This is a genomic window from Sphingopyxis sp. HIX (assembly GCF_001468285.1).
In the GTDB taxonomy this organism is placed as follows: Bacteria; Pseudomonadota; Alphaproteobacteria; order Sphingomonadales; family Sphingomonadaceae; genus Sphingopyxis.
Window position 1 is genome coordinate 1 of sequence record NZ_LNSB01000011.1, and the last position, 15752, is coordinate 15752.

Here is a 15752-nt window from a genome sequence, read left to right on the forward strand (position 1 = left end):
GGATTAAAAGGGCAGCAATCGCCCGAAACCGCCCTCCCCGCCCCCCGGGAAGAAAAACCGCTTTCCTAATAAATCCCGCCATGATCTACCCTGTCGGATGAGCGTCGCGTCTCGCCTCCAGCGTCATACCTCGGGCAGCCGCCTCGCTAACCCCTTGTTCGCGCACGCGATGGGGCGTCAACTTAGTCAACTTCCGCCCGAAACCCGCCGCCACAGGAATGACCCCGCCATATATCGCCTTGGCAACGCGTCCCGGACCCCCGATATGCGCGTCATGTGCGTCGTCGCCCTCGCCCACCGCGTCCATCCCGACTGCCCCCTGATCCTGGTCGGCAATCGCGACGAATTCCACGGCCGCCCCGCCGCGCCGCTCGGCGCATGGGACGACGGCAGCGGCATCGTGGCGGGACGCGACCTGCAGGCGGGGGGAACGTGGCTCGGCGTCCATGCACCGAGCGGGTGCGCCGTCGTCGTCACCAACGTCCGCGGCGCGATGCCCGACCCGGCGAAGGAGTCGCGCGGCGCGCTGGTCACCGACATGCTGCGCGGGAGCGGGCGCTTCGCCGATCCGCCGGCCGAAGACCTCGGCCGCTTCAACGCCTTCAACCTGTTCGCGGTCGGCGATGGCCGGGCGCGGCTCTTCACCAATCGCCCGGTGCCGTTGATCATGACGCTGGAGCCCGGCGTCCATGCGCTCGCCAACGAGCCCGTCGATGCGCCCTGCCCGCGCGCCGAGCGGCTGCGTACAGCGCTCGCGGCGGTGGTGGCGGCGGGCGCCGATCCCGAAGACCTGCTCGACACGCTGATGGCGGAGGACGATCCCGCGCTGTTCCTGCGCGGCGAGGTCTATGGCACGCGCGCCTCGACCTTGGTGCTGATATCCGCCGACGGCGTGGTCAGGATGATCGAGCGCCGTTATGAAGCGGGCGGTGTTGCCGCCGGAACCACCGCGCTCGATTTCAAGACCGGCTGAGCCGCCGAACCCGATTTTGCCGCTCGACGAACGGCTTGCCGCCCGCCATGACGAAGGCGGGTAGCAGGGGGAATTTGGGGTGAAGAGGTTTTATGGGGTGTTGCTGGCCACGACGATGGCGGCGACGGGGCTGGCCACGGGCGCGCTGGCCAACGACAAGAAGCCGGGGCTTCAGGATTTTATCGCCTGCGACCGGCAGGGCTATCCCGAACGCGACGACGGTTATGGCGACGCCAGCATCGAGGCGATCCCGCTGGCGGGGCGCGATTCGGAATTGTTTCCGGTCCGCGCCCGCGCGGTGCTCGGTGGTACGCGCGCCGGCGCCTGCGACCGCGCGCTCCAGAACCCCGCGCTGCTGCCGCAGCAATTCCCGCGCCGCGCCAACCTGCTGCGCGCCCGCGCCTTTCACGAGGCGAAGATGGGCGAATTCGACAAGGCGATGACCTCGCTCGACGCCGCCGATGCCGAGATCGCCAAGACCCCGGTGTGGATCGACCAGGACAGTTTCCTGACCGGATCGGATATGTTGCGCGCGCACCTGCTGATCGAAAAGGGAAACAAGGCGGATGCCGCGGCGATCGTCACGCGCTTCGCCGCGCGCTGGCCGCATTCGGACATGCTGCAGGCGGCGGCGCAATCCTATCGCATGCGCATCGACGGCAGCCGCGACAACGAACTGGCGCTGCTCGATCAGCGCAACACCCGCTCGCCGATGTTTCTCTATCGCCAGGTCGCGCGCGCCTCGGCCTTCGGTAAATATGATGTCGTCGACCGCCTCGCCGGGCTGATCCGCACCACCCCGCCCGAGCCGCTGCCCGGCTGGACGCCGTCGCCGCGCCCGCGCGACCAGGATCCGCTGGTCCTCGACGCGCAGATGGCGGGTCTCTGGGCCTATGCCGCGCTCGTCCAGGGTCATCCGGCCGACGCCGCGCCGCGGCTCGATGCGATGCGCGCGCGCGTCGCCGCGACGATGACCCCGCCGCCGCCGCCGCCCGAGGGCAAGCAGCAGCGCAAGTCGGTGACCGAGGATTATCAGCTGCGCCTCAGCATCGCGGGCTATGCCAACCGCGCGCTCGACCAATGGGCGGCGGCGATCAAGCTGCGCGGCGAGATATCCACCATGGAATCCGAGGCGGCCTTTGCGAAGATCGAGACCGGCAACCTGCCGCCCCCCGCGATCCTCGACCTGATCCGCACGCTCGCGCTGCTCGACAAGGACAATCCGGAAGCGAAGGCGGCGATCGGCCAGTTCGAGACGATGATCGACGGCGAGGCGCAGAAGGCGCGCTATGTCGACCTGATCGATGTCTACCGCGCGATCCCCGACCTGATGACCAAGGCCGAGCTGCCGGGGTTCAAGCGCTCCGACGGCGTGTGGCTGACCAACGACAACGGCTATTCGGCGAAGCGCGAGGGGCCCGAGGGCAGCGACATCTGGACGGTACGCTTCACCCACGCCTGGGCGCCCGCGCATGTGGTCGACGAGCTGCTCGAAATGGCGTGCGCCAAATATGCCCGCGACAAGGGCTATGACGGCTTCATTCTGCTGAACCGCCAGCTCATCCAGCGCAACTACACCGGCTATATCAACGCCCCGGCGGGCTATGAGGCGGGCGCGCGGGTGAGGTTCGTCCGCAAGGCGGCGCTGCCCGCGGAGCTCGAGGGCGAGCGCTGGCGCATCGTCGATGCCGCGACGACCTTCGATGAAATTTACGCGAAACACTTCGCCCAGCAGGCAAAGATCAAGGCCGAAAAGGGCTACAAGCTGCGGCCCTGAGGCGGGGTGGCGGGCCACCGCGCGGCGGCGGCCCGTCAGCCGATCACTTCGGTGCGAGCACCATCAGCATCTGGCGGCCTTCGGTGCGCGGGTGCGCCTCGACCTTGGCGACTTCGGCGGTCATCTCGGCGACGCGCTGGAGCACGTTGAGGCCGAGCTGGGTGTGGCTCATTTCGCGGCCGCGAAAGCGCATGGTCATCTTCACCTTGTCGCCCTCGCCGAGGAAGTCGAACACCTTCTTCATCTTCACGTCGAAGTCGTGGTCGTCGATGTTCGGACGCATCTTGATCTCCTTGATCTCCTGCGTCTTCTGGCTCTTGCGGGCGAGGTTGGCCTTTTTCTGGGCCTCATATTTAAACTTGCCGACGTCCAGGAACTTGCACACCGGCGGGTCGGCGTTCGGCGACACCTCGACCAGATCCAGCCCCACTTCGGCCGCGGCTTCGATCGCTTCGGCCGTCAGCATCACGCCCAGATTTTCGCCTTCCTCGTCGATCACGCGGACTTTGGGGGAGGCGATGAATTCATTGTATCGCGGGCCGTTTTTCGGCGGCAGCGGCGCCATCGGGCGGCGGGTCATGGGCGGTGGTATAGCTGTATCTCCTGGTCGTTATAGGGACGCGCGGAATCGATGCATCGCGCGCGCCATGCTCATATAGTGAACGCGCGGCCATCGTAAAGGCTGCGAGCGCGCCTTTGTTGCCGCTTTTTCGCCGACTGTGGCGGCTATGCCACTACCTCGGGGGCATCAGCGCGCGTCGGGCCATTTGGTGGGCGCGGGGTCGATGACGCGGAAGCCGCCGGCGCCGACCTCGCTGACCTCGAGCGCGCGCATCGCGATGCCGCGGTTGTTGAAGCGGAAAATCCCGTCGATCCCGCCGAAACCGTCGGCCGACAGCAGCCGGCTCGCCGGGAAGGCCGTCCCCGGCTTCCACTCGCGCGCGATGCGCACCGTCAGCAGCACCGAATCATACCCCAGGCTCGCCAGCCGGTACGGCGCGCGGCCGTAACGCGTGCGATAGCTGCCCGCCATCTGGCCGTAGAGGCCGTCCGACACGCTGGCGAACCACGAGCCGCGCATCGCCGCATTGCTGCCCAGCGACGCCTCGGTGTTCCACAGCTCGGTGCCGAGAATCTGCTTGCCGCCGGTGCCCTTCACGATCGGCACGGCGCGGATCGCGTTGGTGCCCGAATCGGCGATCAGCACCGCGTCCATCGCGCCCGCATTGGCGATCCGCCGCGCCGCGCCGGTCAGCGCGGTCGCGCTGCGGTCATAGCTTTCGACCGCGACGAGCGTGCCGCCCGCCTCGGCCACCGCCGCGCGGAACGCCGCCGCCGAGCGGTCGCCATAGACATTCTTGGGCACCAGCGCGCCGAAGCGGCTGTGCCCCTTGCCGCGGGCGTAAGCGACGACGCGCTCGACCGACTGACCCGGGACGAAACCCATGATGAAGACGCCGTTGCCTGCGACCCCGCTGTCGTTCGAGAAGCTGAGTACCGGCACCTTCGCCTCGCGCGCGATCGGCGCGACCGCGGTGACGTCTTCGGTGAGCAATGGCCCCAGGATCAGCTTGTTGCCGTCGGCGATCGCCTGCCGCGCCGCCGCCCCCGCGCCGAGCGCGGTGTCATAGGTGGTGATGCGCACGCGCTCGGTCTTGGTGTCGAGCAGCGCCAACGTCGTCGCATTGGCGATCGCATTGCCGACGTCGGCGTTGGGGCCCGTCTGCGGCACCAGCAAGGCCACGCGGTGGCGGTCGGTGTCGGTCGGCAGCCCGGGCTCGATCCCGGTTTCGGGCGGGCGCTCGGGCGGCGGCGGCGCGACCGGGCCATCGGCCTTGGGCACCATCTGGCACGCCGCGAGGAACCCGGCCATCGCGAGCGTGGCCGCCATGCGCAGCATCTGCCGCCGCGGCGACGCAATTTTTTGGCGCTGCGCCGCAGTTTCTGCCATCTGCTGCGTCATGCCGAAATCCACCATCTCAGATTCTCCCTTGCCCGGTCTCTATATCGTCGCGACCCCCATCGGCAACCTCGGCGACATCACTCCGCGCGCCGCAGCGACGCTGGCGCACGCCGATGTGATCGCCGCCGAAGACACGCGTGTGACGGCGAAGCTGCTGGCGCATCTGGGTTTGCGAATTTCGATGACCCCCTATCACGATCATAGCGACGAACGCGCGCGCGCCGCGCTGGTTGCGCGGATGGAAAATGAAGTCGTCGTTCTGGTCAGCGACGCGGGCACCCCGCTGATCAGCGATCCGGGCTACAAGCTGGTGCGCGACGCCCGCGCGGCGGGGCGGCACGTCACCACCCTGCCCGGCCCCTGCGCCGCAATCGCCGCGATCACCCTGTCGGGGCTGCCGAGCGATCGGTTCCTGTTCGCGGGCTTCCTGCCGAACAAGGCCAAGGCACGCGCCGACACGATCGCCGAATTCGCGGGGCTACGTACGAGCCTCGTCTTCTATGAAAGCGGCCCGCGGTTGTCGGCGGCGCTCGCGGCGCTCGCCGAGGGGCTCGGCGAGCGCGAGGCCGCTGTCGCACGCGAGATCAGCAAGCTCTACGAGGAATGCGTCACCGGCACGCTCCGCGAGCTATCGGCGCGCTACGCCGACGCCCCGCCCAAGGGCGAGATCGTGATCGTCGTCGGCCCGCCGGGCGAGGCCGCCGCCGAAGAGGCCGACGACGCGACGCTCGACGCCGCGCTGCGCGACGCCATGGCCGACAAGCCAGTGGCGCAGGCCGCCAAGGCTGTCGCCAAGCGCTTCGGCCTCGACCGCCACGAGGTCTACGCCCGCGCGCTCGCGCTGAAGGGCGGCGATTGAAGCGCGCCGAGGCCGAGGCGCGCGGCCGCAAGGCCGAGCGCCGCGCCGCCTGGTGGCTCCGCTTCCACGGCTGGCGCATCCTCGGCCAGCGGCTCCGCGTGCCCGTCGGCGAGGTCGATCTCGTCGCGCGGCGCGGGCGGACGGTTGCCTTCATCGAGGTCAAGTGGCGCGAGCACGCCGAGGACCTCGACCTCGCGGTCGATCAATATCGCCTGCGCCGCGTCGCCGCGGCCGCCGAAATGCTGTCCCCGCGCTTCGCCCGGCCGCAGGACGATATCCGGATCGACGTGATGCTCCTTGCGCCGGGGCGCCTGCCACGCCATCTGGTCCACGTCTGGCAGCCCTGACGGCGCCCAAGGAGAAGAACATGACCCTGCGCGCCGCGGTGCAAATGGACCCGATGGATGGCATCAACATCAATGGCGACAGCAGTTTCCACCTGATGCTGAAGGCCCTCGATCGCGGCTACACCCTCTATCACTACGACGTGCGCGGGCTGACATGGGAGGCCGGGCGGCTGACGGTCAAGGCGCACCGCGTGCTCGAAGCGAAACGCGAGGCGGGCGCGCATTACACATTCGGCGAGCAGGTCCTGCTCGACCTCGGCCGCGACATCGACGTCGTGCTGATGCGGCAGGATCCGCCCTTCGACCTCGGTTACCTGACCGGCACCTGGCTGCTCGAGCGGCTCGCGGGGCAGACACTGGTCGTCAACGACCCGGTGTCGGTGCGCAACGCCCCCGAAAAGGTCTTCGTGCTCGACTTCCCGCAGTTCATGCCGCCGACGATGGTCACGCGCGACCTCGACGCGGTGAAGGATTTCCAGGCGCGCTACGGCGCCGTCGTGATCAAGCCGCTCCACGGCAACGGCGGCAAGGCGGTGTTCAAGATCGACGCCGACGGCGGCAACCTCGGCGCGCTGGTCGAGCTGTTCGGCCAGGTCTGGCCCGAACCTTTCATGGTCCAGCAATTCCTGCCGAGCGTGAGCGAGGGCGACAAGCGCATCGTGCTCGTCGACGGCGAGGTCGCGGGCGCGATCAACCGCAAGCCCGGCGAAGGCGAATTCCGCTCGAACCTCGCGGTCGGCGGTTATGCCGAGGCGACCGAGCTCACCCCGCGCGAACAGGAAATCTGCGCCGCATTGGGCCCGGCGCTGCGCGAACGCGGCCTCGTCTTCGTCGGCATCGACGTGATCGGCGGCGAATGGCTGACTGAGATCAACGTCACCTCGCCCACCGGGATCGTGGCGATCGACCGCTTCAACAACAGCGATACAGCGGGGCTGATCTGGGATGCAATCAAGCGACGGATCGGCTGACGCGCGCCAAGCGTTGTTCCCGGCATGACCGATTTCATCCTGAACCTGATCCAGTCGTGGGGCTATGCGGGCATCTTCGTGCTGATGCTGCTCGAAAACGTCTTCCCGCCGATCCCCTCCGAAGTGATCATGGGGCTCGGCGGCATCGCGGTCGCCAAGGGGCGTTTCGATTTCGTGCCGCTCGTCGCGGTCGCGGTCGCGGGGACGACGCTCGGCAATTATGTGTGGTACGCGATCGGCCGCTGGATCGGCTACGAGCGGCTCAAACCCTTCATCGACCGCCACGGCCGCTGGCTGACGCTCGACTGGAACGAGGTCGAACGGCTGCACAATTTTTTCCTGAAGCACGGCCCGGCGATCGTCTTCGTCGCGCGCTTCATGCCCGTTGCGCGCACGATGGTGTCGCTGCCCGCGGGCATGGTGAAGATGAACCAGCTCAAGTTCCTCGCCTGGACCGCGGCGGGCTCGACGATCTGGATCGCCGCGCTCGCGGGCGCGGGGACGTGGTTCGGGCAGTTCGCCAACCTCGACGCCTTCATCGGCCCGGTGGCGCTGGTGGCGATCGGCTCGCTGGTGCTGGTTTATGTGTGGCGGGTGATCCGGTGGAAGCCGAAGGCGAAGGAAGACTGATCCTCACATACGTCATCCCCGCGAAGGCGGGGATCCAGCTTTCTTCTTTTGTCCTTTTCTTCGTGCCTTTGCGCCTTGGCGTGAAATCAGAAAAATCTCACGCAAAGGCGCAAAGGCACGAAGAAGGAAAAGCTGGATCCCCGCCTTCGCGGGGATGACGGAAGGGACTCAAGCCCGCGGATGCGCACTCCGGTAGATGTCGAGCAGATGCGCCGCATCGACAGCGGTATAGACCTGCGTCGACGCCAGGCTCGCATGCCCCAGCAATTCCTGCAAGCTGCGCAAATCGGCCCCGCCCGCCAGCAGATGCGTCGCAAAGCTGTGGCGCAGCGCGTGCGGCGTCGTCCGCTCGGGCAGCCCCAGCGCCCGCCGTGCCGAGCGCACGCTCGCGCGCACCACGCCCGGCTGCAGCGGCCCGCCGCGTGCGCCGAGGAACAAAGGCACGTCCTTGCCCATGGGCCACGGGCAGGCCGCGACATAGCGCGCGACCGCCTTCGCTACCGCGGGCAGAATCGGCACGACGCGCGTCTTGTTCCGCTTGCCCGTCACGCGCAGTATGTCGCCGAGCGGCAGCGCCGCACCGGTCAGCGACAGCGCCTCGCCGATGCGTAAGCCAGCGCCATAGAGCAACAGCAGCAGCGCGAAATCGCGCGCGCCGACCCAGCCCTCGCGCGCATTGTCCTCGACATCCTGCGCCAGTTGCAGTGCCTCGGCAGGCGCGACGGGACGCGGCAGCCCCTTCTTGACGCGCGGCCCGCGCAGCGCGGGAAGCGTCGCCCCCTCGCCCCCGACAAAGCGCAGGAAGCCGCGCAGCGCGCTGAGTTCGCGTGCCGCCGACGCATTGCCAAGCCCTTCGGCGCGGCGGGTGGCGAGGTAGGCGCGCAGGTCGTTGGCGCTCGTCCGCCGCAGCATGGCGGCGTCGACCGTGCCGCCATGGTGGCCCGACAGAAAGGCGGCAAAGCGTTCGGCGGTCGCGACATAGGCGCGCCGCGTATGCTCCGACCGGCGCTTCTCGTGCGCCAGATGGGCATCCCAGTCGCGGATGATGTCTGAAGCCAAAGACCGCCCTTCAAATCCCGTTCGTGTCGAGCGAGTCGAGACACGCTGGCGCCATGCCGCGCGTCCCTCGACTTTGCTCGGGACGAACGGTGCAGGGAGATTAGTGGGTTTTGACCACCTCGGAAAGGATCGAGTCGAGCAGCAAGATCCCGTCGTCGGTTACGGTAAGCCGGTCGCCCTCCGCGCGCATCAGCCCCATGCTCGCCAGCCGCGCCACGGCATCGCCATCAACAAACGCCGCACGCCCCAGCCCGCTCCGCGCTTCGACGCGCGCCAGATCGACGCCTTCGCTCAGCCGCAGCCCCATCAGCATCGCCTCAGTCGCGCGTTCGTGCGCGGGCAGGTCGCTCTCGACCTTCAGCGCGTGCCCGTTGCGCTCCACCGCCGCGACGAAATTCTCCGGCTTCTTGTGCCGCTCGGTCGCTTGCCCAAGCCGCCGTCCATGCGCCCCAGGCCCGACCCCGGCATAGTCGCCATAACGCCAATAGGTCAGGTTATGCCGGCTCTCCTCGCCCGGCCGCGCATGGTTCGATACCTCGTAGCGCGGCAGCCCCGCCGCGCACGTCATCGCCTGCGTCGCGTCGAACAGGTCGGCCGCGGCATCGCCGTCGGGGATGACGAGGTCGCCCTTCGCCGCCAGCGTGGCAAAGCGCGTCCCGGGCTCGATCGTGAGCTGGTACAGCGACAAATGCCCCGTCCCGAACGCCAGCGCATCGCCCAGTTCCTTTTCCCAGTCGGAAAGCGCCTGCCCCGGCCGCGCATAGATCAGGTCGAAACTCGCGCGGCCAAAATAAGTTTGCGCCGCCGCAATCGCCCGCCGCGCTTCATCGCCGCTGTGCGCCCGCCCCAGAAACTCAAGCACTTGCGGGTCGAAACTCTGCACTCCGATCGACACGCGATTGACCCCCGCCGCCGCCAGATCGGCGAAAGCGGCAACTTCCACCGAATTGGGGTTCGCTTCCAGCGTGATCTCGCAATCTTCCGCGAGCCCCCAAAGCGCCGCCGCCTCGGCGATCACCGCCGCGACCGTCGCGGGCGGCATCAAACTCGGCGTCCCGCCCCCGAAGAAGATCGACGACACCGTCCGCCCCGGCAGCAACATGGCCTCATGCCGCAAATCCGCCAGCAAAGCCGCGCGCCAGACGTCCTGGTCGACGCTTTCGCGGACATGGCTGTTAAAGTCGCAATAGGGGCATTTGCTGACGCAAAACGGCCAATGGACATAAAGGGCGAGCGGTTCGGCCATGCGGGCCCGTCAGAACGCCCCCGCCACCAGCTTCGCAAAGGCATCCGCCCGATGGCTGATCCGATGCTTCTCCGCCGGATCGATTTCCGCGAACGTCAACGTGTTACCGGCCGGAACGAACACCGGATCATATCCGAAGCCCAGCTTGCCCCGCGGCGGCCAGGTCAGGCTGCCCTCGGCGGCGCCTTCGTAGACATCGGCATGCCCGTCGGGCCACGCCAGCGCCAGCGTGCACACGAAGCGCGCGCTGCGGTCGACGTCGGGGCCCTGCTCGGCGAGCAGCCCTTCGACCTTGCCCATCGCGAGATACCAGTCGCGCCCCGGATTGCCCTCGAAGCGCTGCCGTTCGGCCCAGTCGGCGGTATAGACGCCCGGCCGCCCGCCCAGCGCCGCGACCTCGAGCCCGCTGTCATCGGCCAGCGCGGGCAGCCCCGCCGCCGACGCGCTTGCATGCGCCTTCAGCAGCGTATTCTCGCGAAAGGTCGTGCCCGTCTCCTCGGGCTCGGGCAGGCCGAGGTCGCCCGCCGACACCGGCTCGATCCCGAAGGGCAAGAGCAGCGCGCGGATCTCGCGCACCTTGCCCGCATTGTGGCTCGCGATGACGAGCCGACCGGGGACTAGCTTGCGGTTCACCTCAGCGCCCCACCGCCTTCGCCTGCGCGGCGAAGATGTCGGCGCAGCCGATGCGCGCGAGGCGGAGCAGGCGCAGCAGGCCTTCCTCGTCATAGGTCGCGCCCTCGGCGCTCGCCTGCACCTCGACGATCTGGCCGCGCCCGGTGAGCACGAAATTGCCGTCGGCCTCGGCGACCGAATCCTCGTCATAGTCGAGGTCGAGCACCGGCGTGCCCTTGTAGATGCCGCACGATATCGCCGCGACCTGGTCCTCGATCGGGTCGGTCGTGATCGCGCCCGAGGCGATCAGCTTGTCGACCGCGAGCCGCAGCGCGACCCACGCGCCCGAGATCGACGCGGTGCGCGTGCCGCCATCGGCCTGGATCACGTCGCAGTCGATCACGATCTGCCGCTCGCCGAGCTTTTGGAAATCGACCACGGCGCGCAAGGACCGGCCGATCAGCCGCTGGATTTCCTGCGTGCGCCCCGACTGCTTGCCCTTCGCCGCCTCGCGGCTGCCGCGCGTGTGCGTCGCGCGGGGCAGCATGCCATATTCGGCGGTGACCCAGCCCTGCCCCTTGCCGCGCAGGAAGGGCGGCACCTTCTCGTCGACGCTGGCGGTGACCAGCACCTTGGTGTTGCCGAAGCTGACGAGGACGCTGCCCTCGGCGTGGATGGTGAATTCGGTCTCGATGCCGATGGGGCGCATCTGGTCGGGCGCGCGGCCGGAAGGGCGCATGGACTATCCTTTCGATTGAAGATCGCCGTGGCCCTTAGGCGCGCGCGCTCAATCGCTCAACCGCATACGAAAGAAATCGAGGATTTCGTCGCGCGCCGCCACCGTCGGCTGGCCGGCTTCGTCGATCAGGTGGATCGTCACCACGCTGTGCGGGTTCTTCATGGGGCTGTCGGGGTTTGCGGCTTCGTCGGGCAGCACCGTGCCGATAAAACGGTCGCCGAGCGCATCCGCATAGGCGGCGAAGCGCGCCGCCTTGCAATATTTGTCGCCCTCGAAGCGGTAGGCGAGCACGGTCAGATCCTCGGCCTCCATCCGCGCCTTCACCGCCGCGAGTTCGTCGGGGGCGATGTGCAGGCCCGCGGGGTCGTTCAGCGGCAGCGACGGCTGCGCGAGCACCGGCGCCAGCACCGCGGGCTCCAGCATCATCGACAGCGCAAAATTGCCCGTGAAGCACATGCCGATCGCGCCGACGCCCTTGCCGCCGCATTCCTGGTGCGCGAACGCAGCCAGCGCCCGCAGCCATTGGGCCGCGGGCGAGCTTTCATTGGCCTGGAAGGCACGGAACTGGCGGCTGATGCAGCCGCCGAGCATCGTGAACAATGCGCCGGGCATGCGCGGGACCGCGCCGTCACGCCCAAAGATATGCGGCATATAGACGGTGAAGCCCGCATCGCGGACCCAGCGCGCGAAGCGCGTCACATGCGGGCTGATGCCGGGCATTTCGGTCATCACGACCACCGCGGGGCCGCGGCCCATTGTGTAGACGCGGTGCTTGCGGCCGAGCAGGACGATGTCGCGATGCTCGAAATCGTCGAGCGGATCGTCCTGGTCGAGCGGGCGTGTGGTCATGACTTTCTCCCCCGGCAAAGAAGCTAAGCATAAGACGGCCCCGATGCACTCCCTTTTCGTCATCCCCGCGAAGGGTGCGGAGAAGCACACGACTCTCCGCGCGATCCAGCTTATTCCTTCTTTGTGCCTTCGTGCCTTTGTGTGAGTTCAAAATAATCTCGCACAAAGCCACGAAGCCACAAAGAGGGCCAAGACCGGTAGGACATACACTTCCCATCACTCGCGCCCAGAGGCGATGCCCAAGGGGAATGCCGCGTTGCGGCCATCACCATCTTTGTGGCTTCGTGGCTTTGTGCGAGCCAATAGCGGCGATGCTTGCCCCCACCCCCTCGCATCCCTAAATCCTTCGCATGAGCACCCCGCCGATCACCGAACTCACCACGCGCGCGCGCGACGTGTTCCGGCTGGTGGTCGATGCCTATCTCGAAACCGGCCAGCCCGTGGGCTCGCGTACGCTGTCGAAGCTCGCGAGCCTCAATCTCTCGCCCGCATCGATCCGCAACGTGATGCAGGATCTGGAGGAGTTCGGCCTGCTCGCCAGCCCGCACACCAGCGCGGGGCGGCTGCCCACCGAACAGGGCCTGCGGCTCTTCGTCGACGGCATGATGCAGGTCGCCGAGCCCTCGGCCGAAGACCGCGCGCAGATCGAGGCGTCGCTGTCGGACGCCGGCCCGATCGAAAGCGCGCTCGCGCAGGCCACCTCGGCGCTCTCGGGCCTCTCGGCCTGCGCCGGGCTCGTGCTCGTCCCCAAGCACGAGCGTGTGCTCAAGCAGCTCGCCTTCGTGCCGCTGTCGGCGAGCCAGTCGCTCGTCATACTCGTCGCGGGCGACGGGTCGGTCGAGAACCGCGTCATCGACATTCCCACCGGCCTCGCCCCCTCGGCGCTGGTCGAGGCGGGCAATTATATCAGCGCGACGCTCAGCGGCCTGACCCTCACCGAAGCGATGGCGCGCGTCCGCCACGAGATCGAGGCCGAGCGTATCGCGATCGACCGCGCCGCGCAGGACCTGGTGTCGCGCGGGCTCGCCATCTGGTCGTCCGACGGCGCCGACCGCCCGGTGCTGATCGTGCGCGGGCAGGCGAACCTGCTCGACGACAGCGCGGTCGGCGACCTCGACCGCGTGCGCCAATTGCTCGACGAGCTCGAGACCAAGCAGGACATCGCCCAGCTGCTCGACAGCGCGCGCGAGGGCAGCGCGACCCGGATTTTCATCGGGTCGGAGAATAAATTATTCTCGCTTTCGGGCTCGTCCGTGATAGCGGCGCCCTATCGCGGCGCGGACGGGCGCGTGGTCGGCGTGGTGGGCGTGATCGGCCCCACGCGCTTGAACTATGCCCGGATCGTACCCATGGTGGATTTCACCGCACAATCGCTCTCCAGACTGATACGATAGGTTTATGACGAATATGGACAATGACACGCCCGTCGAAGACGACGCGCTGACCCCCGAAAATGTCGCCGCCGAGACCGATGCGACCGCGCCCACGCCGGGCGAGGACGACGAAGTGGCAAAGCTCGCCGAACAGCTGGCGGCGGTGCAGCAGGACCTGCTCTATGCGCGCGCCGAGACGCAGAATGTCTCGCGCCGCAAGGACAAGGAAATCGCCGACGCGCACGCCTATGCCGCGACGAAGTTCGCGCGCGACATCTTGTCGGTCGCCGACAATCTCGGCCGCGCGCTCGCCGCGCTGACGCCGGAGCAGCGCGCCGACGAGGGGATCAAGCCGCTCGTCACCGGGCTCGAGGCGACCGAGCGCGAACTGCTCGGCGTGTTCGAGCGCAACGGCATCACGCGCATCGCCGCGATCGGCCTGCCGCTCGACCCGAACCAGCACCAGGCGATGCTCGAAATCCCGAGCGACAAGGCGCCCGGCACGATCGTGCAGGAAATGCAGGCGGGCTATATGATGAAGGACCGCCTGCTGCGCCCCGCGATGGTGGGGGTGGCGAAGGCCGGCTGACGCCTTTTCCCCTCTCCCCTTGTGGGAGAGGGATACGAAAGCTTGGCAGCTTGCTGCCTAGCTGAAGTTGGGTGAGGGGGTGCGACGTCGCGGCAGAACGCCCTCACCCGCTGCGACTAGCGAATAAATTCGCAAGTCTCGCTGCCCTCTCCCCCAAGGGGAGAGGGAATCAGGCCGCTTTCCGCATCTTCGCGAGTTTCTTCAGCACCATCTCGCGCTTCAGCCGCGACAGATGGTCGATGAAGAGAATGCCTTCGAGGTGATCGTGCTCGTGCTGGATGCACGTCGCCATCAGCCCGGTCATGCGCTCGCGGTGCTTGTTGCCGTCTTCGTCCTGCCAGTCGACGGTGACCTCGGCGGGGCGCGTCACATCGGCATATTGCTCGGGGACCGACAGGCAGCCCTCCTGATAGACGCTATGCTCTTCGCTCTCGTCGGAGAAGACGGGGTTGATGAAGACGCGCGGGGTACGGATCAGGCGCTTGCCTTCTTCGTCCTCGGGATCGGGTTCCTGCAGGTCGATGACCAGGATGCGCTTCGCCACCCCGACCTGGATCGCGGCGAGCCCGATGCCGGGCGCGTCGTACATCGTCTCGAACATGTCGGCGACAAGCGTCTTCAGCTCGGCGTCGAAGGTCTCGACCGGCTTCGAAATGACGCGCAGCCGCGGATCGGGGGTCTCTATGATGGGAAGTAAGGACATGGCGTGCAGGTATGGTCGCGCGGGCGCGGGGTCAAGGGGGTGCCGCGGTCACATATTGGGGCCGCAGGCTGCCAGATGCAGCTTGTCACCCTTCAGGTCATAGGAGCCATAGGCGATCAAATATTTCCTGTCGTCGCTGTCGAGCGATCCGGGCGGGTAGTTCGAATAGCTTTTCCGACCGCTTCCAAACTCTTCGAACCCGGCTTCGCGCAGATGAACCTCGATGACGTTCCGGTCGTAGCCACTCGGCCGCGGGGCTCGGCCCTCCTTGGATGCAGTGGCGACTTCCTCGGCGAAGAAATCCGGGTGGTATAGATATTGACGCTCCCACCGGGACAAATCGCCGATGCACGGCAGTTTCGCGAGCGCAGCTTCGACCCGGTCCATCTCGGCTTCGGTCGGCTTGACCTCGCGGGGCGTACAGGCAGCAAGCAAAAACAGCGGCAAAAGCGCGATTGCCCTCACCCCACGGGCCGCCGCGCCCGAAGCGCCTGCGCGAGCGTCCCCTCGTCGAGATAGTCGAGCTCGCCTCCCACCGGAAGGCCATGCGCCAGCTGCGTCAGCCGCACCGGATAACCTTCCAGCCGTTCGGCGAGATAATGCGCCGTGGTCTGCCCCTCCAGCGTCGCGTTCATCGCGAGCACCACCTCGTCGATCCCGCCCGCCGCGACGCGCGCGACCAGCGCGTCGATGCTGAGGTCCTGCGGCCGCACGCCTTCGAGCGCCGACAGCCGCCCGCCGAGCACATGATATTTGCCGGGGAAGAGCCGCGACTTGTCGAGCGCCCAGAGGTCCGAAACCTCCTCGACGACGCACAGGCTGCGCGCGTCGCGGCGCGGGTCGGCGCAGATCGCGCACGGGTCCTGCGTGTCGACATTGCCGCAGATGGTGCACGTCACGAGCCGCTCGGACACCGTCTGCAGCGCCGCGAGCAGGGGCGCGAAGCTGCTTTCGCGCTTCTTCATCAGGTGCAGCACCGCGCGCCGCGCCGAGCGCGGGCCGAGCCCCGGCAGGCGGGCGAGTTGCTGGACGAGGGCTTCAATCTCTTGCGATGCCATGACG

18 protein-coding genes are annotated in these 15752 nt (G+C 67.7%); 8 read left to right on the forward strand and 10 right to left on the reverse strand.

Translation table 11 applies throughout. From position 1 onward, the window contains the following. The first annotated feature begins 274 nt into the window (after nucleotides 1-274). Together ATE62_RS06990 and ATE62_RS06995 are read left to right on the forward strand one after the other, a co-directional pair. Nucleotides 275-973: an NRDE family protein gene (locus tag ATE62_RS06990; RefSeq protein ID WP_058809621.1), complete on the forward strand. Its 699-nt coding sequence runs from the start codon at nucleotides 275-277 to the stop codon at nucleotides 971-973. 79 nt (nucleotides 974-1052) lie between these two features. Beyond that, the gene (locus ATE62_RS06995; protein WP_156420630.1) at nucleotides 1053-2750 is read left to right on the forward strand and encodes a hypothetical protein; all 1698 of its coding nucleotides are present in this window, start codon (nucleotides 1053-1055) and stop codon (nucleotides 2748-2750) included. A 43-nt stretch (nucleotides 2751-2793) separates the two neighbouring features. Here the strand turns inward: ATE62_RS06995 and infC are convergent, their stop codons facing one another. Further along, nucleotides 2794-3330: a translation initiation factor IF-3 gene (infC, locus tag ATE62_RS07000; protein WP_058809593.1), complete on the reverse strand. Its 537-nt coding sequence runs from the start codon at nucleotides 3328-3330 to the stop codon at nucleotides 2794-2796. A 168-nt stretch (nucleotides 3331-3498) separates the two neighbouring features. Further along, nucleotides 3499-4641, reverse strand: a complete 1143-nt coding sequence (locus ATE62_RS07005) for a penicillin-binding protein activator (protein ID WP_443028857.1) — start codon at nucleotides 4639-4641, stop codon at nucleotides 3499-3501. A 70-nt stretch (nucleotides 4642-4711) separates the two neighbouring features. On the opposite strand from ATE62_RS07005, the gene rsmI reads away from it, so the two are divergent. The 4 genes from rsmI to ATE62_RS07025 are packed head-to-tail and all read left to right on the forward strand — an operon-like array spanning nucleotide 4712 to nucleotide 7520. After that, a complete protein-coding gene (rsmI, locus tag ATE62_RS07010) occupies nucleotides 4712-5572 on the forward strand; it encodes a 16S rRNA (cytidine(1402)-2'-O)-methyltransferase (RefSeq protein WP_058809594.1) in 861 nt (286 codons plus the stop codon). Continuing rightward, entirely contained in the window at nucleotides 5569-5919 is a 351-nt protein-coding gene (locus tag ATE62_RS07015) for a YraN family protein (protein ID WP_058809595.1), read from the forward strand. Before rsmI ends, ATE62_RS07015 begins: the two co-directional genes overlap by 4 nt. A gap of 20 nt (nucleotides 5920-5939) precedes the next feature. Continuing rightward, on the forward strand, nucleotides 5940-6890 hold the full coding sequence (gshB, locus tag ATE62_RS07020; RefSeq protein ID WP_058809596.1) for a glutathione synthase: 951 nt from the start codon (nucleotides 5940-5942) through the stop codon (nucleotides 6888-6890). Between the two features lie 24 nt (nucleotides 6891-6914). Then, the gene (locus ATE62_RS07025; protein ID WP_058809597.1) at nucleotides 6915-7520 is read left to right on the forward strand and encodes a DedA family protein; all 606 of its coding nucleotides are present in this window, start codon (nucleotides 6915-6917) and stop codon (nucleotides 7518-7520) included. A gap of 168 nt (nucleotides 7521-7688) precedes the next feature. Here the strand turns inward: ATE62_RS07025 and ATE62_RS07030 are convergent, their stop codons facing one another. The 5 genes from ATE62_RS07030 to ATE62_RS07050 all read right to left on the reverse strand — a co-directional run bounded on the left by ATE62_RS07030 (nucleotide 7689) and on the right by ATE62_RS07050 (nucleotide 12025). Continuing rightward, nucleotides 7689-8579, reverse strand: coding sequence for a tyrosine recombinase XerC (locus ATE62_RS07030; RefSeq protein WP_058809598.1), 891 nt, complete (start codon nucleotides 8577-8579; stop codon nucleotides 7689-7691). Nucleotides 8580-8679: 100 nt separating this feature from the next. Then, complete coding sequence (gene hemW / locus ATE62_RS07035) at nucleotides 8680-9825, reverse strand: radical SAM family heme chaperone HemW (RefSeq protein ID WP_058809599.1); 1146 nt, start codon at nucleotides 9823-9825, stop codon at nucleotides 8680-8682. Nucleotides 9826-9834: 9 nt separating this feature from the next. Further along, nucleotides 9835-10458, reverse strand: coding sequence for an RdgB/HAM1 family non-canonical purine NTP pyrophosphatase (rdgB, locus tag ATE62_RS07040; RefSeq protein WP_058809600.1), 624 nt, complete (start codon nucleotides 10456-10458; stop codon nucleotides 9835-9837). Nucleotide 10459: 1 nt separating this feature from the next. Continuing rightward, entirely contained in the window at nucleotides 10460-11176 is a 717-nt protein-coding gene (gene rph, locus ATE62_RS07045; RefSeq protein WP_058809601.1) for a ribonuclease PH, read from the reverse strand. A 48-nt stretch (nucleotides 11177-11224) separates the two neighbouring features. Further along, entirely contained in the window at nucleotides 11225-12025 is an 801-nt protein-coding gene (locus tag ATE62_RS07050; protein WP_058809602.1) for a dienelactone hydrolase family protein, read from the reverse strand. A gap of 350 nt (nucleotides 12026-12375) precedes the next feature. On the opposite strand from ATE62_RS07050, the gene hrcA reads away from it, so the two are divergent. Further along, the gene (hrcA, locus tag ATE62_RS07055) at nucleotides 12376-13419 is read left to right on the forward strand and encodes a heat-inducible transcriptional repressor HrcA (protein WP_058809603.1); all 1044 of its coding nucleotides are present in this window, start codon (nucleotides 12376-12378) and stop codon (nucleotides 13417-13419) included. A gap of 13 nt (nucleotides 13420-13432) precedes the next feature. Next, a complete protein-coding gene (locus tag ATE62_RS07060) occupies nucleotides 13433-13987 on the forward strand; it encodes a nucleotide exchange factor GrpE (protein ID WP_058809623.1) in 555 nt (184 codons plus the stop codon). A gap of 169 nt (nucleotides 13988-14156) precedes the next feature. On the opposite strand, the gene def is transcribed toward ATE62_RS07060, so the two are convergent. Genes def through recR form a run of 3 tightly spaced genes read right to left on the reverse strand, consistent with a single transcriptional unit; the run spans nucleotide 14157 to nucleotide 15748 of the window. After that, on the reverse strand, nucleotides 14157-14690 hold the full coding sequence (def, locus tag ATE62_RS07065; protein WP_058809604.1) for a peptide deformylase: 534 nt from the start codon (nucleotides 14688-14690) through the stop codon (nucleotides 14157-14159). Nucleotides 14691-14738: 48 nt separating this feature from the next. Further along, entirely contained in the window at nucleotides 14739-15137 is a 399-nt protein-coding gene (locus ATE62_RS07070) for a hypothetical protein (protein WP_058809605.1), read from the reverse strand. Nucleotides 15138-15151: 14 nt separating this feature from the next. Continuing rightward, a complete protein-coding gene (recR, locus tag ATE62_RS07075) occupies nucleotides 15152-15748 on the reverse strand; it encodes a recombination mediator RecR (RefSeq protein WP_058809606.1) in 597 nt (198 codons plus the stop codon). Nucleotides 15749-15752 lie beyond the last annotated feature (4 nt).